This is a genomic window from Streptomyces sp. NPDC002845 (genome assembly GCF_053591955.1).
In genome coordinates this window covers 1-17599 of sequence record NZ_JBSFUU010000073.1, presented here as the reverse complement: position 1 = coordinate 17599, position 17599 = coordinate 1, and the positions used below count along the sequence as shown (strand labels likewise).

The window sequence follows — 17599 nt, the reverse complement described above, 5'->3', positions numbered from 1 at the left end:
ACTGTCAATGAAGGCGCGTCAGGGGAGGATGACGGGGGCCTGCCCGTGCCGGGAACCCGTTCCACGCGACAGACTGTCGCGTTCGCGCGCCGACCGCAGACAGGACGCCGATGTCGCGCACGCGCCCCGGTCACCTACGCTCACCGGCATGACCCCTCAGCCAAACCCCCAGGTCGGCGCTGCCGTGAAGGCCGCGGACCGTGCGCATGTCTTCCACTCCTGGTCCGCGCAGGAGCTCATCGACCCGCTCGCCGTCGCCGGTGCGGAGGGGTCGTACTTCTGGGACTACGACGGCAACCGCTACCTGGACTTCACCAGCGGCCTCGTCTACACGAACATCGGCTACCAGCACCCCAAGGTCGTCGCCGCGATCCAGGAGCAGGCGGCGAGCATGACGACGTTCGCACCCGCGTTCGCGGTCGAGGCGCGGTCGGAGGCGGCGCGGCTGATCGCCGAGCGTACGCCGGGTGACCTGGACAAGATCTTCTTCACCAACGGGGGTGCCGACGCCGTCGAGCACGCCGTGCGTATGGCGCGGCTGCACACGGGGCGACCCAAGGTGCTGTCGGCGTACCGCTCGTACCACGGTGGTACGCAGCAGGCCGTGAACCTCACCGGTGACCCGCGGCGCTGGCCGTCGGACGGCGCTTCGGCCGGGGTGGTGCACTTCTGGGCGCCCTTCCTCTACCGGTCGCGGTTCTACGCCGAGACCGAGGAGCAGGAGTGCGAGCGGGCGCTTGAGCACCTGGAGACGACGATCGCCTTCGAGGGCCCGTCGACCATCGCCGCGATCGTCCTGGAGACGATTCCGGGTACGGCGGGGATCATGATTCCGCCGCCGGGTTATCTGGCCGGGGTGCGGGAGCTGTGCGACAAGTACGGGATCGTGTTCATCCTGGACGAGGTCATGGCGGGGTTCGGGCGGACGGGGGAGTGGTTCGCGGCGGATCTCTTCGACGTCGTGCCGGACCTGATGACCTTCGCGAAGGGGGTGAACTCCGGGTATGTGCCGCTCGGTGGTGTCGCCATCTCCGGGAAGATCGCCGAGACGTTCGGGAAGCGGGCGTATCCGGGGGGCCTGACGTACTCCGGGCATCCGCTGGCCTGTGCGGCGGCGGTCGCCACGATCGGCGTGATGGCGGAGGAGGGAGTCGTCGAGAACGCGGCCGCCATCGGCTCCCAGGTCATCGAGCCCGGGTTGCGTGAGCTGGCCTCTCGGCACCCCTGCGTGGGTGAGGTCCGTGGGGTCGGCATGTTCTGGGCCCTCGACCTGGTCAAGGACCGGGAGACCCGGGAGCCGCTGGTTCCCTACAACGCGGCCGGGGAGGCCAACGCGGCCATGGCGGCGTTCGGCGCCGCCGCGAAGGCGCACGGGTTGTGGCCGTTCATCAACATGAACCGCACCCACGTCGTTCCGCCGTGCAACATCACCGAGGCGGAGGCGAAGGAGGGGCTGGCGGCGTTGGACGCGGCGTTGGGGGTGGCGGACGAGTACGTGGGGTGATGTGGAGTGACGTGGGGTGACGTGCGGCGGTGGGGGTGAGCCCGAGGGTTTCCTCGCCCCCGCCGCCCTACCCGTCCCATCCCCAGGTCAGCCCCCGCCGCCGAGACGCCCCACCCCCACCCCACCCCCACCGCGTAAGGTGACGTGCCCGGAGGAAAACGCGCACGCGGACAGGGGGAACAAGACCACCATGCCCGGCACCGGCGGCGGCCCGAGCCGCAACGGCAACGGCGCCGTAACCCGTAGCACCCTGCGGCAGCAGCTCGCGGACGCGCTCCGCGACGAGGTGCTGGCCGGCCGCCTGCAACCGGGCCAGGAGTTCACGGTGAAGGAGATCGCCGAGCAGTACGGCGTCTCCGCGACCCCGGTCCGCGAGGCCTTGGTCGACCTGTCGGCCCAGGGCCTCCTGGACGCCGTACAACACCGCGGCTTCCAGGTGCACGAGTACTCCCTCGCCGACTACGCGAAGATGATCGAGGCCCGCTCGATGGTCACGGACGGCATGTTCCATCACCTCGGCACGAAGGCCGACGACACCCGCACGGCCGCCGCCCTCGCCGGCGTCCGCCGCCGCGGCGAGGAGGCCGAACGCGCGGCCACGGCCGGTGACCTGAACGTCCTGATCGGCTACGACCTCCGCTTCTGGCGCGAACTGGGCGCCCTGTTCGGCAACCCGTACCTCACCGACTTCCTGCACCGGCTGCGCGTGCAGTCCTGGGTCTGCGCGGTGCAGTACCTGCGCAGGGCGACCGACCTCAAGGGCCACCTGTGGTCGGGGCACACGGAGCTCGTCGACGCCCTCGCCCGCCGCGACACGGACTACGCCCAGCAGATCGTCGCCGCGTACAACACCCACTCCCTCGCCCTCGTCGAACGCCTGGCGAGCGGATGAACGGCCGGACGAACGGCCAGATGAGCGGCCAGATGAGCAGCCGGACGAGCGGCCAGACGAACGGCCGGACGAACGGCCAGATGAGCAGCCGGACGAACGGCCAGATGAGCGGCCGGACGAACGGCCAGACGAGCGGCCAGATGAACAGCGCAAGCGCGGCACAAGCACGGCCAAGCTCAGCCATCCCCTCCACGCCATGGGTAGGGAGCCCGTACGAGGGGGACTGAGTACGTACTCCAGCAATTACCCTGCCTTCACCACCGTGCTACGCGAGGAGCTCTCTGTTGGCCTGTGACCTGTGGTTGGTCCCGCTCGTCGATGTGCTGTGCCACACGCCCGACAACCCCTTCGCAGAGGAACTCGCTCTCTACGACAAGGTCCTGGGCGAGGCCGGACTCCCTCCGGTGCCGGTGTACCAGTACATGCCGGGCCTGTCCGGTGACGTGGCCCCGGTCGCGGGCTTCGACTACGACGCGCTGCACTTCCTGCGGCGGGCGTATCTGCTCCAGGTCTGCGGCCTCGCGGTGACCCCGGTCGACGCACTGGGCGGCGACTACGAACAGCTCCTGGAGATGTTCGACTCCACGGCCCAGCAGTCGCACCTGGTCTGGCACTACGACCACGCGGGCGCCTACGTCCCGGTCGAGTTCCCGCACCCCCTCTCCAACGATGAACTCCTCGCCGGCGGCGGCCCGCTGGGCTCGTCCCAGACCCTGCTCCGCGAACTGGAGTTCGTCGCCCCCTCGATCGGCATCGACCCGGCGAATCCCCCGGTGGCCCCGGAACCCCCCACCGCCCCCACGGAGTTGGAGGAACCGGCCGTCCCCGCCCCGTACGACCCGAGCCCCTTCGCCCGCGAACGGCACGTCTGGCTGGGACTGCACGCGGCGGCGACCCGCAGCCTGGCGCAGGGCTCGATGATCGTGTTCAGCTGAGGCCGTGCCGTCCACACGCGTCTGCCCACGGCGGCGGTCGGCGCTCACCGACCGCCGACAAGACCGCCCTGACCAGCGACTCTGCCAAAGTGCGGACGTACACGCAGCGCTGTGCGAAGATCCGGTGCCATGCAGCCTCTGGCCCCTGACGACCCGTCCCACATAGGCGCGTACCGGCTCCTCGGACGCCTCGGGGCCGGCGGAATGGGGCGGGTGTATCTCGGGCGGTCGCCGGGTGGGCGGACCGTGGCGGTCAAGCTGGTGCAGGCCGAGCTGGCCCGGCAGGCGGAGTTCCGGGAGCGTTTCGCGCGGGAGGTGGCGGCCGCGCGGAGGGTCGGCGGCGAGTGGACCGCGCCCGTGCTGGACGCCGACACCGAGGCCGAGGTGCCCTGGGTGGCCACCGGATACGTACCCGGCCCCTCCCTGGACTCCGTCGTCGCCGACGGGTACGGGCCGTTGCCGCCGGCGTCCGTACGCGCCCTCGGGCACCGCCTCGCCCTCGCGCTGGCGTCGGTCCACGACGCCGGGCTCGTCCACCGCGACCTCAAGCCCTCGAACGTACTGCTCACGGTGGACGGCCCCCGGGTCATCGACTTCGGCATCGCCCGCGCCCTCGACACCGCGACGGCCGGCGGGCTCACCCAGACCGGCGCGGTGATCGGGTCGCCGGGGTTCATGTCGCCCGAGCAGATCCGGGGCGAGAAGGTCACGCAGGCGAGCGACGTGTTCTCGCTGGGCTCGGTGCTGGTGTACGCGGCGACCGGGCGGCTGCCCTTCGGCACCTCGGAGATCGGTCTGCACGCCCTGATGTTCCGCATCGCACAGGACGAGCCCGACCTCGACGAGCTGCCCGAGGAACTGCTGGACCTGATACGGGACTGCCTGGCCAAGGCCCCGGGCGACCGCCCCGGCGTGGCGGAACTCGTCGAACGTACGCGGACCGAGTCGTCCGAGCCCTGGCTGCCGGGCGAACTGCTGGCCGAGCTCGGCAGCGACGCCGTACGACTGCTGGACACGGACGGGCCGGAGCCCACGCTTGTCGACGCCCCCTCCCCCACGCCCGTAGATACGCCGGTGACCGTACGACCCGCCTCCCGGAGCCTGCGGCGGTCGGCCGTCCTCGGTGCCGTGCTGACCGTGCTCGCGGCGGTGGCCGCGGTCGTCGTACTGCGGTCGGGCGGGGGCACCGACGGGACGGAGCAGCCGGAGACGAAGGGACCGGCCGCCCCTTCCGCGTCCTCATCCGGGTCCGGGTCCGCGTCCGGCGCTCAGGCCGCTGCCACCGGGCGGATGCCGTCCGTGCTGGTCGGGGCGTGGGAGGGCAGGGAGAGCACCGACGACGGGATGGTCAGGACACCGCGCGTGCGGATCGAACTCAGGCCGGGTGCGCTGCGACAGCCCGTCGCCACCTACACCCGGCTCGGCTACTTCTCGCTGTGCGAAGCCCGCAGTTCCCTGCGGTCGGTCGACGGCGACACGATCACGCTCGGCGAGGCGCGCTGGGTCACCGAGCAGACCATCGACGGCGAGGACCGGGAGGAGTGCGGTGCGCCACCGTCCGGGCAGACCGTCGCACTGCGGTCCGACGACACCGTGCAGTGGGCGGGCGACGGTACGCCCCTCACCCTCACCCGGGCAGCCGACGGGGACGCGCCCATCCCCGGCGAGTATCTGGGCAGGTGGGAGTTCATCGATCTGGAGCTCAACCGCACGGGCGAGTTCCTCACCATCGAACAGGGCGGTGTCGGCGGCCAGTTCATCGTGACGGGCGGCAGCCCCGACGACGACTGCGACTACACGCAGACCCTCGCCACGATCAACGACGGCCTCGGCTACGGCCCGCAACAGGTCAACTTCGACGACGACAGCGGCGGCGCCGACGCCTGTGAGAGCGCGGCATACGGCAGCCAGGTCATCGAGCCGTCCGACGACGGAGGGCTCCTCGTCTACCAGATGTACGACCCCGGCAGCGAACCGGGAGCGCTGGTGCGGGCCGAGTGACGGTCGATCCGGTCAGCGCAGCTTGGCCAGGCCGTTCTGGAGGTCCTCGCCGTTCATGACCGGGGTGACCTCGACCTCGGCGTTGAACTGGCTGAAGAACGGCTCACCGGTGACGGGCAGATCGGAGCTGTCCTTCATGTCGAGGAACAGGAGGACGGTACGCCGGCCGCCCAAGGGCCCGAAGTAGGCGGCCTCGGGCTTGATCCGGTCCAGGGCCTCCTTGATCAGCTCCGGCATCTTCCCGCTTCGGATCGCCTCGTTCCCCTTCTCCGTGTCCAGGGTCGCCTTGAGCAGGACGCGCATCGGGCTCACCTTCTCCTTCGCCGGCTCTTCGCCGGCGACGCACGTGGGCCTTGCTTGTGTTTGCCCTTTCAGCCTATGACCGTTATGCGAGGTGCGCCCACTTCTGGGAGTGCGTCGTGGGTACGCGGGAGCAGCTCGCGAGAGGGCCGCCGCGAGGCGGCGGCCCTCTCCATGTCCCTGTACCGGCCGATCAGTTGAACACGCGTTCCGGCTCAAAGGAACGACCAGAGGAACAATCAGAGGAACGAGTTGATCTCGATCGTCTCGTCCCGCCCCGGACCCACGCCGATCGCGGAGATCGGAGCGCCGGACATCTCCTCCAGCGCCTTCACATACGACTGGGCGTTCTTCGGGAGGTCGGCGAAGGTCTTGGCCTTGCTGATGTCCTCCGACCAGCCGGGGAGCATCTCGTAGACCGGCTTCGCGTGGTGGAAGTCGGACTGGGAGTACGGCAGTTCCTCGACGCGCTTGCCGTCGATCTCGTACGCGACGCAGACCGGGATCTCCTCCCAGCCCGTCAGGACGTCGAGCTTGGTGAGGAAGAAGTCGGTCAGGCCGTTCACGCGGGTCGCGTAGCGGGCGATCACCGCGTCGAACCAGCCGCAGCGGCGGTCGCGGCCCGTCGTCACACCGCGCTCGCCGCCGATACGGCGCAGAGCCTCGCCGTCCTCGTCGAACAGCTCCGTGGGGAACGGGCCCGCGCCGACGCGGGTCGTGTACGCCTTCAGGATGCCGATGACGCGGCTGATCTTCGTCGGGCCGACGCCCGCGCCCGTACATGCCCCGCCCGCGGTGGGGTTGCTGGACGTGACGAAGGGGTAGGTCCCGTGGTCGATGTCCAGAAGCGTGCCCTGGCCGCCCTCGAAGAGCACGACCTTGTCGTCGTCCAGCGCCTGGTTGAGGATCAGGAGCGTGTCGGCGACGTACGGCTTGATCTGCTCGGCGTAGCCCAGCAGCTCCTCGACGACCTGGTCCACGACGATCGCGCGGCGGTTGTAGAGCTTGGTCAGGATCTGGTTCTTGACGTCGAGGGCCGCCTCGACCTTCTGCGTCAGGATCGACTCGTCGTACAGGTCCTGGACCCGGATGCCCACGCGGTTGATCTTGTCGGCGTACGTCGGGCCGATGCCGCGCCCCGTCGTGCCGATCTTCCGCTTGCCGAGGAAGCGTTCCGTCACCTTGTCGACGGTGACGTTGTACGGCGTGATGATGTGAGCGTTTCCGCTGATCAGGAGCTTGGACGTGTCAACGCCGCGCTCGTTCAGACCGCTCAGCTCGGAGAGCAGGACCGACGGGTCGACGACGACGCCGTTGCCGATGACCGGCGTACAGCCGGGAGACAGGATTCCGGAAGGGAGGAGGTGGAGAGCGTACTTCTGGTCGCCCACGACTACCGTGTGTCCGGCGTTGTTACCGCCTTGGTAACGGACCACGTAGTCGACCGAACCACCGAGCAGGTCGGTGGCCTTTCCCTTACCTTCGTCACCCCACTGAGCACCGAGCAGCACAAGTGCGGGCACGCGCGTACACCCCTTCCGGGCGGGGCATGTCCAAGGTCAGGGGTGAACGGGACACTGTGTGTGCCGCGTACACCGGCGACCCACGTCGGCCACCAGCGGCCGCCGTCGGCCGCGAACCCGTCGGACCCGGATGCCCCGGAATAGACGAAGCCCCTGGCGCAATAGCGCAAGGGGCTCTTGCACAAAGATGCTACCCGAGGAAGCGAGGCAGGACCGAGGTGGCGACTCCCGACCAGCTTCTGGTGGTCATCGACCCCCTGGCCCGTCGTACGGACGGTGAGGCGGTCCGGATCGCGAAAGACGTGCTCAGCGGGGGTGCGGCGAGTACGAAGGTCTGTCTTCCCGAGGGGCCCGAGGAATTCGCGCGGGCGCTGTCGCGGCGCGGCTCGCGGCGTCCGGTGGTCGTGGGCGACGACCGGGCGCTGATGCGGGCGGTGTCCCTCCTCCACCGTCAGCGGGAGCTGGCCGCCTGCGCACTGTCCGTCGTCCCGGTGGGCCCCGCCATAGGCCTCGCCCACACCCTGGGCGTGCCGACGGGCGCGGTGGCCGCCGCCCGGGCGGCCCTCGACGGCGCCGTACGCCGGCTGGACCTCCTGGTCGACGACAGCGACGGGGTGGTGCTGGGCGCGCTGCGCATCCCGGGGATACCGGCGGCGACTCCGGAGCCGGCCGAGGAGACCGGCCGAGGCGAGCCCCACCACTCCTGGCTCCGCACCTGCCAGTCCCTCGTCCGCACCCTCTCCCCCCGCCCCTCCCGCACCCGCGCCCCCTCCTCACCCGGGCCCGGCCCCTCACGGCTGCGGGTCGAGGTGGACGACGTGACCCTCGTCGACCTCGACCAGCCGGTGGAGGCCGTGTCGGTGACTCCGGGCGGCCCGGCAGGGGGTGCGGAGGTCGAGGTCCGGCCGGTGTCGGTGGGCGCGGAGGCGGGGCCACTACGGGCCGTCGGGCACCGCGTCACCGTGTCAGGCGCGGACTTCCGCTACCGGGCGGACGCGGTGGTCGCCGGGCCGGTGCGGCGGCGGACGTGGACTGTTTGGGAGGGGGCGCTGGGGTTGACGTTGCCCTTGTCGTCGTGAGTCAGTCGTCGGCCTGCTCGTCGGGCTCCTCTTCAGGGGACTGGAAGTGGAAGCCGTCGGTGTCGAGGGTGCAGCCGAACGGGTCCGGGATGTAGAGCTTCTCGCCGAAGGGTTTGGTGAAGCGGACCTCATACCCCTTGGCGGACGGGGACCCGAAGACGATGGCCTGCTCCTGCTGCATGTCGAGGACCAGGTAGACCGGGACACCGGCCTTCCCGTAGGTCTCGACCTTGTCGGTGAGGCCTTCGTCCCTGGTGGAGTTCGAGGTCAGTTCGGCGACGAACGATAGGGCCTCACCGTCCAACCGGTTGCTGGTCGTCCGCCGTACACGCCGGTGGGCTGCGTGGATATCAGGGCCGTAGGCACGCTCGCAGCCCGGAAACGCGTACAGGAACGGGCCGTAACTGATCCGGTGCTCTTCGGGGAGGTGTTCGCGCAGCTGATCACACACCGACTCCATTACGTCGAGGTAGTACCCCTTGGACCACGGCGACACGACGATGCTCCCCCTGATGATCTCGGCCTTGTAGCCGTCGGGCACGTGCAGCTCGTCGAGGAGGTCCAGAAGCTCTTCGAAGCCGCTGCGGGGCTTGGTGCCGCTTATCACCGGTCGCTCTGCCATGAGTGTCATGATGCGCCCTCCCTCTGATGCGGACCAACCGCCACTCAGAGTAGTGGCTCGCGTACACCTCCGCTGTCGATCCCGTCCTTCAGCCCCGCCAGCTTCGTGGCAGCATCCAAAGGTACGGGCGACGAACGTTTGACGCCGACGGCACCGAGGGGCCCGTCAGTCAGCTCGCCACAATGGTCTGGCTGACGATCTCTCCGCCTCCCTTCAGCTCCCCGCCGCCGGCGCTACCCCCGCCCGAAGTCCCTCTCGCGGTGGACGCGCCAGCGCTCCATCATGCCCTCGACCTCGGTCTGCATGAACTCGAAGAAGGCGAGCGTCTCGGCGAGGCGGCGGCCCGCCGGGGTGTCGGCGCCCAGGCCGTCGACGCCCTCGCGCAGGGAGTCCTCCCAGCGCTTGAGTATCGCGTTGCGATTGGCGAGCGACTCGTACCACTGGTCGTTGTGCACCCGGTACCGCTCCCGGCGCGAGCCGGGCTCCCGCTCGCGCGACACCAGGCGCAGCTGCGACAGATAGCGCACCGCCCCGGAGACGGCGGCGGGGCTGATCTTCAGCTGCTCGCCCAGTTCGACGGAGGTCATGGCGCCGGTGTCGGACGCGAGCAGCGCGGCGAAGACCCGGGCCGCCATCCGCTGCACGCCAGCCTCGACGAGTTGGGCCGCGAAGTGTTCCACAAAGCGGGAGACGGCCTCCGGGTCTCGCCCCGCGGTCCTCGATTCCGTCATCTCTGGATCATCTCCCCTGGTCAGGCGCCACTGTCGAGCCTACCGGCGGTTTATACGCTTCCTTAACTTCACAAATTTCTGAAGACAGCGTACGTTCGGAATCATGACCAAGGCCATCACCGTCTCCGGACTGCACAAGTCCTTCGGACGGACACACGCGCTGGACGGGCTCGACCTGGAGGTCGAGCCCGGTGAGGTCCACGGCTTCCTCGGCCCCAACGGCGCCGGGAAGTCCACCACGATCCGGGTCCTGCTGGGCCTGTTGCGCGCTGATTCCGGCGCCGCCCAGGTGCTGGGCCGCGATCCGTGGGCGGACGCCGTGGAGCTGCACCGGCACCTCGCGTACGTCCCCGGAGACGTCGAACTGTGGCCCAACCTCACCGGGGGCGAGGCCATCGACCTGCTCTCGCGGCTGCGCGGGGGACTGGACCGGGGGCGCCGCGACCAGCTCATCGAGCGCTTCGACCTGGACCCGACCAAGAAGGGCCGGGCGTACTCCAAGGGCAACCGGCAGAAGGTCGCCATCGTCGCCGCACTCGCCTCGGACGCCGAACTGCTGCTCCTCGACGAGCCGACCGCCGGCCTGGACCCGCTGATGGAGGTCGTCTTCCAGGACGTCATCTTCGAGGCGAAGTCGGCCGGGAAGACCGTCCTGCTCTCCAGCCACATCCTGGCCCAGGTGGAGAAGCTCGCCGACCGCGTGAGCATCATCCGGCTCGGGCAGATCGTCCAGTCCGGCACGCTCACCGAGATGCGGCACCTGACCCGCACCACCATCGAGGTGGAGACCGAGCGCCCCGCGACCGGCCTGGACGTGCTGCCCGGCATCCACGACCTGCAGACCGTCGACGAGGGGGCGGGCCGGGTCCGCTTCGCCGTCGACGGCGCCCAGGTCGACGGCGCGGTGCGCAAGCTCACCGAGTTCGGCATCCGCAGCCTCGTCAGCCACCCGCCGACGCTGGAGGAGCTCATGCTCCGCCACTACGGCGACGAGCTGGCCGCCAACGGACACGCAGAGGTCAATGGAGACGTGCGATGACCACCGCGACCGCCACGGCCAAGGCACCCGCGCCGACCGGCCCCGTGGCCGGCGGCAACGCCCTGGCCGGCACCCGTACCCTGATCCGCTTCGCCCTGCGCCGGGACCGCATCCGGATCCCGGTGTGGATCCTGGCGCTGTTCCTCGGCACGCTCTCCACCGCGAGCAACTACAAGACCCTGTACCCCGACCCCGAGGACCGGGCCAACGCCGTCGAGACCATGGACACCCCGGCCGGGCTCGCCATGTCCGGCCCCCGGGAGTACCTCACCGACTACAACTTCGGCTCGATGCTCGGCCACCAGATGATCGGCTTCATGGCCGTACTCGTCGGCCTGATGAGCGTCCTGATCATCACCCGGCACACCCGCGCCGAGGAGGAGACCGGCCGCGCCGAACTGGTGCGCTCCACCGTCGTGGGCCGCCACGCCCACCTCGCGGCCGCCCTTTCCGTCGCGGTCATCGCCAACCTCGGCCTGGCGCTCCTGCTGGCCCTCGGCCTGTCGGGCCTGGGCCTGGAGGGCATGGACACGGGCGGCTCGCTGCTCTACGGCATGACCCACGCGGCCGCCGGCATCGTCTTCGCCGCCGTCGCCGCGATCACCGTCCAGATCACCGCGCACACACGCGGCGCCTCCGGCATGGCCCTCACGGCCATCGGCGTCGCCTATGTGCTGCGCGCCGCCGGCGACACGGGTGAGAACGGCGCCCTGTCCTGGCTGTCGCCGATCGGCTGGGTGCAGCGTACGTACGTCTACGTCGACAACCGCTGGTGGCCGCTGCTGCTCTGCCTCGCCCTCGCCGTGGCGTGCGCGGCCACCGGGTTCGTGCTCTCCACCCGGCGGGACGTCGGCGCGGGCCTCAGGCCGGAGAAGCTCGGCAGCCCGGTCGCCTCCGAGGCGCTCGGCACTCCGCTCGGCTTCGCGCTGCGGCTGCACCGCGGCATGCTGGTCGGCTTCGCCGCGGGCCTGTTCCTGATGGGCGCTATGTACGGGTCGATCCTCGGGGACGCCGAGGACATGCTGCAGGACATCGAGCAGATCCAGGAAGCCCTGGACCGCATCGGCGGCGCCAGCGTCGCGGAGTCGTTCGCCTCGATGGTCATGGTGGTCATCACGGTCGTCGCCGCGGTGTACGTGGTGATGGCGGCGCTGCGGCCACGCTCCGAGGAGACCGCGGGCCGGGCCGAGCCGCTGCTCGCCACCGGGCTCTCGCGCTCCCGCTGGGCGGGCAGCCACCTGGCCGTCGCCATGGGAGGCGGCACGCTGGTACTGCTGCTGGCCGGCCTCGGCTTCGGCATCGCGGGGGCGGGCTCGACCGGTGACGGCGGACTGCTGCTGAAGCTGGTCGGCGCGGCCCTCGCCTACGCCCCCGCCCTGTGGGTCACCGTCGGCTTCACCATGGTGCTCTTCGGGTGGCTCCCGCGGGCGAGTTCGGCCGCCTGGATCGTGCCCGTGTACGCGTTCGTCGTCGGCTACCTCGGGCAGCTCCTCCAGTTCCCCGACTGGATGAACAACCTCTCCCCCTTCGGCCACGTCCCGCGGCTCCCCGCCGCCGACATGTCCTGGACCCCGCTGCTGCTCCTGACCCTCGTCGCCGCGGGCCTGGTCTGGCTGGGCCTTGCGGGCCTGCGCCGCCGGGATCTGGAGACGAAGTAGCTCCACGGGGCACGGAACCTCATGGTCGTCAGGATGCGTCCTGCCGATCATGAGGCGTACGGAGTCAGAGAAGTCCGTGGGGTGCGGGGGCTGCCTGCTGTCGCTGGTCGGGCTGCTGACCGCGCTGTACGTGTGGGGCACTTCCCGGCGTACGAAGGTGAAGCTGGGCGGCGGCTTCGAGAACGAGGGCATGGACCTGAACGCCCTGTGGACCGAACTGCCCCTCGTCCTGACCACGGGCGCCCTGCTACCGGTGGTGGTATGGACGGCGGCGGGGCGCCCGTTGCGCGACCGGGAGCCACAGGCCGTCCGGCTCCTCGTACCGATGGCCGCGGCGCTCGCCGCCCTCGTGCTCTCGGCCTGGGCGCTGCACAACTGGGCGAACCCACCGGGACCAGGCCCTCAGTAGCGCCCGGTCCGCGCCCCTTCAGGGGCGCGGGGAACTGCGCGACAAGCCACAAACAACCCGCAGCCCGCCGACACCCCCACCACCCACCCCCTACCGACGGGGTCGAAGGGGCAGAGCCCCTGGGAGATGGGACGGGTAGGGGCGGCGGGGGCGAAACCCAACCCCCGTTACCCCACCCGCACAGGCAGCCTCTCCAACCCCCTGATCACAAAGTTCGGCTTCCGCTTGGGCTCCTCCACCAGCCCAAGCGCCGGCGCCCGCTCCAGCAGCGCCGTCAAGGACGCCGTCAGCTCGATACGAGCCAGCGGCGCACCGAGGCAGTAGTGGATCCCCGCCCCGAAGGAGATGTGCGGATTCTCCACGCGGCCCAGATCCATGCGCCGCGGGTCGGCGAAGACCGCCGGGTCATGGTTGGCGGAACCGAAAAGCATCGCGATCTCCGCCCCCCGCGGAATCGTCGTCCCGTCGATCTCCACGTCATCCAGCACCCACCGCTCAAAGAGCTGCAACGGGCTGTCATACCGCATCAGCTCCTCCACGGCGGAGGGAACCAGCGAGTGGTCCGCACGCAGCGCCGCCAGCTGGTCCGGGTTGCGGAACAACGCCCACCAGCCGTTCACGGTCGCGTTGACCGTCGCCTCGTGCCCCGCGTTCAGCAGCAGCACACAGGTCGAGATCATCTCCTGCTCGGTCAGCCGGTCGTCCTCGTCGTGCGCGGCGATCAGCCCCGAGATCAGGTCCTCCCCCGGCTCCGCGCGCCGCGCCGCGATCAGCTCCCGCAGATACGCCGAGAACTCCACCGACGCCCGCACCGCCCGCTTAGCCGTCTCCTCCGACGGGTTCAGCTCGTACATCCCGCAGATGTCCCCCGACCAGGGCCGCAACTGAGCCCGGTCGGACTCGGGGATGCCCAGCATCTCGGCGATCACCGCGACCGGCAGCGGCTCGGCGACATCGGTCAGCAGATCCCCGCCGCCCGCCTCGACCAGCCCGTTCGCCAGCTCACCCGCCAGCCGCCGCACATACGGCACCAGCTGCTCGACCGTACGCGGCGTGAACGCCTTCGACACCAGCCGCCGGATCCGCGTGTGGTCCGGCGGTTCCAGGTCGAGCATCCCGTGGTCGTTGAGCGTGTGGAACGGCTCGTGCTCCGCCGGAGGCGCCGTCCGCCCGAACTCCTCGTGCGTGAAACGGTGCTGGTACGCCCGCCCCAGCCGCCGGTCCCGCAGCAGCGCCGACACATCCGCGTGGTGCGGCACCAGCCACTGGTTCGTGGGCTCGTAGTAGTGCACCCGGCCCCGCGCCCGCAGCTCCTCGTACGCGGGGTACGGGTCGGCCACGAAGTCGGGGTCCCACGGGTCGAAGGCGAGGGCGGTGTCGGAAGGGGCTGCCATGGACGGACGCTAACCCGATACGCCCCTGGCTGACCAGGGGTGTCCGGCTCCAGACCTCTCATGCCTCATGGGGAAGTCACCGCACCCGCACGATCCTGCTCGGCGGCGTACGCCCCTCGGCACCGGCCCTCTCAGACCCCCGTCGAGTGGCCGAGCTCCCCTGACTTGGTTCCCGCGAGGAAGGCCTGCCAGCCCCCGGGGGCGAAGAGGAGGATCGGGCCTGCCTGGTCCTTGCTGTCGCGTATGGCACGACCGCCCACGACCGTGGGGGCCACCTCTACACAGTTGCCCTCCTGCCCGGAATACGACGACTTCCGGAAGGGGCCTATGAGCTCGGTCACGATGCGTCTTCCTCGCTGGTCCGCAGTACGCGCCGGATGAGCCGTGCGCTCGCGTCCGGCGCCAGTGCTGACGATCGTAGTAGGTCGAACGCGTTCGAGTAAGCCGCGAGATCCTCCGCACCCTCAAGGACCGACGTACCCCTCAAGTTCTCCAGCGTCACCGCTTCGACTGTTGGTTGCGAGTCGAAGCTGAAGGAGGAGAAGGCGGACAAGCCTGCCAGGGCTCCCGCCGTGAACGGCAGCACTTGCACCGTCACATTCGACCTCATCCCTGCCTCAAGCAGGGATGAGAGCTGTTCCCGGTGAATCTCGGCGCTCGCCAAAGGGTGCGTGATGACCACTTCCCAGAGGATGGCGGTGTACGCCGTCCCGCCTTCATCAATCTTCGCCTGTCGCCCCTCCCTCGCTTTCACCAGATGGGCAACCCGTTCGGGGGCGACGTGGTTGGGTCCCGCCGTGATGACCGCTTCCGCGTAGGCAGGGGTTTGCAGGAGGCCGGGGAACCGAACCGGCTGCCATTCCCGGATGTAGGTCGCTTCGTCCTCAAGCGCGATGTGATCGAGGTAGTCCGGCCGCAGGTGCTCGGCATGTTCGAGCCACCAACCGCGCCGGTTCGACTGCTTGGCCAGCCCCTCAAGCCTGTCCCGGACCTCCTGGTCCGTCACTCCGTAGGCGTCCAGCAGAAGCCTGACGTCGATGACGCGAGCGCTCGTGTGGCCGCTCTCGATACGGCTGATCCTGGCCTGACTTGTCGCGATCACCTCGGCTGCTTGCGGCTGGTCGAGCTTCGCGGCGAGCCGGTACCTCTTGAGCGCCACGCCGAGGCGCCTGCTGCGCACGGTCGGCCGTCCCCCTGCGGGCATGGGCTCTCCCTTCTCCGTCGGCGGCCACAGTGCCATATCGGGCGCCGCCACCACATCACATTCACACGATAGAGGCACATGACTGCATACATGCAGACGTTCTCATTGTGGAGGTCGCGAATGTCTGCTTAGCCTCATCCTCACGCGCCACCACAGAGCGCGCACTTGACTGAGCGTCAGGGGGTACGCACCGCCATGCCCGAACCAGCATCAGCCCAGCCCCGCCAAGCCACCTTCCGCATCCCGAAGCACACGAGACACGTCCCCGACGCCCGCACACAGGTCCGCAAGATCCTTGCGAACTGGGGCCTCGTCGGCGAACTCTCCACCGACGTCGTCGTCGTGACGACCGAGTACGTGACCAACGCCGTACGGCACTGCCGTGTGACGTTCGCCCAGGTCGAGGTGTCCGTGTCCATTCAGGGTGACCGTCTGCTGCTTGAGGTGTCCGACCCCGACAAGGAGAAGGTCCCGGAACAGCGCGCCTCCGTCCAACAGGACGAGGGCGGGCGAGGGTTGACCGTGGTCGCCGCGCTCGCCGAACACTGGGGGTACGACCTGCGCCGGTTCACGAAGTGCGCGTGGGCGACTTTTCCACTGCCGGACAGGTGGACCAACAGTCAACAGGGGGACGTGACATGAGCAAAGCCACCACCTGGCTGACCGCCAAGCTGTCCGCTCTGTTGCCGCCCCGCCCACGGCGGCACGACACCCACGACACCCACACGGCACCGGACACCCGAGACACCGACCGGGCACCGCGCATGCCGGACCCGTACGTGTGGAGCATGCCGAACCTGTACGAGGCACGCTGGCGGCGCTGGTATCGACGAACACAGCGATTCCCCTCGGCAGGCCACCCGACGGCCATGCCCCTGCCCGAGGAAGAGTGCTGGCAGCTGGCCATGCGCCTCCCGCCCAGTCCCTGGTGGCGGGAAGACCCCGACGCCCGCGACGAAGTCGTACGCCTCTATGTACTCCAAACCCCGGGCCAGGAACAGCACCTGACCAGACAGGTCCTCTGGGCCGACCACAGAAGTACCGCCCCCGCTCCCCCGTCGGCCCGCTTCGCCCCGATGTCACCAACCGCGTCCCGCGCACGATGCGGGATCTCGGGCTCTTGAGCCCCGCTCGGTCGTCACGCGCCGCTGCCGTGCCGTGTGGACCGCAAGGAGTCGGGCCTACTCCTTCCCGACCCTATACAGAACAACGGTCGCGCCCGCCCCGGCCGCCAGTCCTCCCATCATCCACGGCAGGCTGGGATGCCGGTCGTTGAGGCGATAACCGATGTAGCTGAACGCCACGGTGACGAAGAGCGTGGTGACTCCCCAGTACTGCCTTTTCAGCATCTGCCTTCCCTCCGGCTGGGCGAGGCTGCCGGAGAGGTCCTGGACTCTGCGGCCGACGGTGCCGTCGGTCGTGGTCCGGGCCCTGCCAAGCTGCCGAGTACTACAGCGGCAGATCTTGTGACGGTTGATCGGTACTACCGGAGAAACCCATGGCCAGCTGAGAACTCGCACGAGGCGGCGGATCTCGTAGGCGGTGAAGCGCAAGGGCGGGACGGGGCCGGTGGGGTCAGCTTCGTCCCCCTGTGTGGTCGGCGGACTGTGCTGCCTCCTGGCGGAAGTGCTCCGAGGCGAGGGGGCCCTGCTCGCGCAGGGCCGCCGCGTCCTGGACGGCAAGGAACGCGGCGGCCAGCTGGGCCAGGGTGATGTGCCGGTACCAGCCGTGGAAGGAGCGCACCTCGTAGTCGGCCAGGCCACAGGCAGACTTGGCCAGCTTGATTGCTTCCTCGACGCGCCAGCGGGCGCCGGGCACGGTGACGAGTTCCTCCACCGGTGTCCCGGGCGGGCCCCAGGCGAGGTAGTAGTCGCGCTCGCCGGGCGCCTCGGGGCGGCGCCGCGCGATGAACCACCTCACCCAGGCCCCGCCGCCGGTCTCCGTGTCGGGGTCGGGAATCCGGCGCACCCACCACTGCCACAGGCGTGAGCCGAGCTGGGAAGGGCCGGCCGGCAGCTCGACCCACTCGTCCTCGCCGGCGGTGCGCTCCACCAGCCGGGCGGCGTGCCGCCAGCCGGGCCGCGGCAGCACGGTCTGGTTGGCCTGCACATTGACCGCGTAGGGCAGCCGGTGTTCCTCCAGGAAGGCGCGGAAGGAGCCGTCGCGTCCGTAGACCTCGTCGGCGGCCACCCACATCAGCCCTTCGGGCAGGCCGGGCAGGATCCGGGCGATCATCCGCTCGGCCAGGCGGGGCTTGGTGGCGAAGGCCACGGTGTCGGGGATGCGCGCACTCCGGCAGCGCTCCCGG

19 protein-coding genes are annotated in these 17599 nt (G+C 69.9%); 10 read left to right on the top strand and 9 right to left on the bottom strand.

The window, feature by feature from the left end:
- Positions 1-148 precede the first annotated feature (148 nt).
- The 4 genes from ACWD3C_RS36910 to ACWD3C_RS36895 all read left to right on the top strand — a co-directional run bounded on the left by ACWD3C_RS36910 (position 149) and on the right by ACWD3C_RS36895 (position 5332).
- Positions 149-1504: an aminotransferase class III-fold pyridoxal phosphate-dependent enzyme gene (locus ACWD3C_RS36910; protein WP_451151029.1), complete on the top strand. Its 1356-nt coding sequence runs from the start codon at positions 149-151 to the stop codon at positions 1502-1504.
- 190 nt (positions 1505-1694) lie between these two features.
- The gene (locus ACWD3C_RS36905) at positions 1695-2396 is read left to right on the top strand and encodes a GntR family transcriptional regulator (protein ID WP_451151027.1); all 702 of its coding nucleotides are present in this window, start codon (positions 1695-1697) and stop codon (positions 2394-2396) included.
- A 284-nt stretch (positions 2397-2680) separates the two neighbouring features.
- Positions 2681-3331 carry a hypothetical protein gene (locus tag ACWD3C_RS36900; RefSeq protein WP_451151025.1) on the top strand — a complete coding sequence of 217 codons (651 nt, stop codon included), beginning with the start codon at positions 2681-2683 and terminating at the stop codon, positions 3329-3331.
- Positions 3332-3460: 129 nt separating this feature from the next.
- Entirely contained in the window at positions 3461-5332 is a 1872-nt protein-coding gene (locus tag ACWD3C_RS36895; RefSeq protein WP_451151023.1) for a serine/threonine-protein kinase, read from the top strand.
- 12 nt (positions 5333-5344) lie between these two features.
- Here ACWD3C_RS36895 and ACWD3C_RS36890 read toward each other — a convergent pair whose 3' ends face one another.
- Positions 5345-5635, bottom strand: a complete 291-nt coding sequence (locus ACWD3C_RS36890) for a hypothetical protein (protein ID WP_451151093.1) — start codon at positions 5633-5635, stop codon at positions 5345-5347.
- A gap of 236 nt (positions 5636-5871) precedes the next feature.
- Positions 5872-7155, bottom strand: a complete 1284-nt coding sequence (locus tag ACWD3C_RS36885) for an adenylosuccinate synthase (RefSeq protein WP_451151021.1) — start codon at positions 7153-7155, stop codon at positions 5872-5874.
- A 218-nt stretch (positions 7156-7373) separates the two neighbouring features.
- On the opposite strand from ACWD3C_RS36885, the gene ACWD3C_RS36880 reads away from it, so the two are divergent.
- The gene (locus tag ACWD3C_RS36880) at positions 7374-8234 is read left to right on the top strand and encodes a diacylglycerol kinase (protein WP_451151019.1); all 861 of its coding nucleotides are present in this window, start codon (positions 7374-7376) and stop codon (positions 8232-8234) included.
- 1 nt (position 8235) lies between these two features.
- Here the strand turns inward: ACWD3C_RS36880 and ACWD3C_RS36875 are convergent, their stop codons facing one another.
- Together ACWD3C_RS36875 and ACWD3C_RS36870 are read right to left on the bottom strand one after the other, a co-directional pair.
- Positions 8236-8865: a Uma2 family endonuclease gene (locus ACWD3C_RS36875; protein WP_451151017.1), complete on the bottom strand. Its 630-nt coding sequence runs from the start codon at positions 8863-8865 to the stop codon at positions 8236-8238.
- Positions 8866-9089: 224 nt separating this feature from the next.
- Positions 9090-9587 carry a GbsR/MarR family transcriptional regulator gene (locus tag ACWD3C_RS36870; RefSeq protein ID WP_451151015.1) on the bottom strand — a complete coding sequence of 166 codons (498 nt, stop codon included), beginning with the start codon at positions 9585-9587 and terminating at the stop codon, positions 9090-9092.
- 103 nt (positions 9588-9690) lie between these two features.
- On the opposite strand from ACWD3C_RS36870, the gene ACWD3C_RS36865 reads away from it, so the two are divergent.
- From ACWD3C_RS36865 to ACWD3C_RS36855, 3 genes are read left to right on the top strand one after another with little or no spacing between them, the layout of a single operon-like run.
- The gene (locus ACWD3C_RS36865; RefSeq protein ID WP_451151013.1) at positions 9691-10626 is read left to right on the top strand and encodes an ATP-binding cassette domain-containing protein; all 936 of its coding nucleotides are present in this window, start codon (positions 9691-9693) and stop codon (positions 10624-10626) included.
- Entirely contained in the window at positions 10623-12284 is a 1662-nt protein-coding gene (locus ACWD3C_RS36860) for an ABC transporter permease (protein ID WP_451151011.1), read from the top strand. Before ACWD3C_RS36865 ends, ACWD3C_RS36860 begins: the two co-directional genes overlap by 4 nt.
- A 49-nt stretch (positions 12285-12333) precedes the next feature.
- Entirely contained in the window at positions 12334-12693 is a 360-nt protein-coding gene (locus ACWD3C_RS36855; RefSeq protein WP_451151009.1) for a hypothetical protein, read from the top strand.
- A 167-nt stretch (positions 12694-12860) separates the two neighbouring features.
- On the opposite strand, the gene ACWD3C_RS36850 is transcribed toward ACWD3C_RS36855, so the two are convergent.
- The 3 genes from ACWD3C_RS36850 to ACWD3C_RS36840 form a co-directional block, all read right to left on the bottom strand.
- Positions 12861-14087 (bottom strand): cytochrome P450, encoded by a 1227-nt coding sequence (locus ACWD3C_RS36850; protein WP_451151007.1) that lies wholly within the window; start codon positions 14085-14087, stop codon positions 12861-12863.
- 131 nt (positions 14088-14218) lie between these two features.
- A complete protein-coding gene (locus tag ACWD3C_RS36845; protein WP_451151005.1) occupies positions 14219-14428 on the bottom strand; it encodes a DUF397 domain-containing protein in 210 nt (69 codons plus the stop codon).
- The gene (locus ACWD3C_RS36840; RefSeq protein ID WP_451151003.1) at positions 14425-15291 is read right to left on the bottom strand and encodes a helix-turn-helix domain-containing protein; all 867 of its coding nucleotides are present in this window, start codon (positions 15289-15291) and stop codon (positions 14425-14427) included. The genes ACWD3C_RS36845 and ACWD3C_RS36840 overlap by 4 nt, the downstream gene beginning before the upstream one ends.
- Before the next feature lie 165 nt (positions 15292-15456).
- On the opposite strand from ACWD3C_RS36840, the gene ACWD3C_RS36835 reads away from it, so the two are divergent.
- Positions 15457-15933 carry an ATP-binding protein gene (locus ACWD3C_RS36835; protein WP_451151001.1) on the top strand — a complete coding sequence of 159 codons (477 nt, stop codon included), beginning with the start codon at positions 15457-15459 and terminating at the stop codon, positions 15931-15933.
- A complete protein-coding gene (locus ACWD3C_RS36830; protein ID WP_451150999.1) occupies positions 15930-16415 on the top strand; it encodes a hypothetical protein in 486 nt (161 codons plus the stop codon). The genes ACWD3C_RS36835 and ACWD3C_RS36830 overlap by 4 nt, the downstream gene beginning before the upstream one ends.
- 57 nt (positions 16416-16472) lie before the next feature.
- On the opposite strand, the gene ACWD3C_RS36825 is transcribed toward ACWD3C_RS36830, so the two are convergent.
- On the bottom strand, positions 16473-16640 hold the full coding sequence (locus ACWD3C_RS36825) for a hypothetical protein (protein ID WP_451150997.1): 168 nt from the start codon (positions 16638-16640) through the stop codon (positions 16473-16475).
- Between the two features lie 226 nt (positions 16641-16866).
- A partial coding sequence (locus ACWD3C_RS36820) for an IS701 family transposase (protein ID WP_451150995.1) occupies positions 16867-17599 on the bottom strand: 733 nt, incomplete at its 5' end.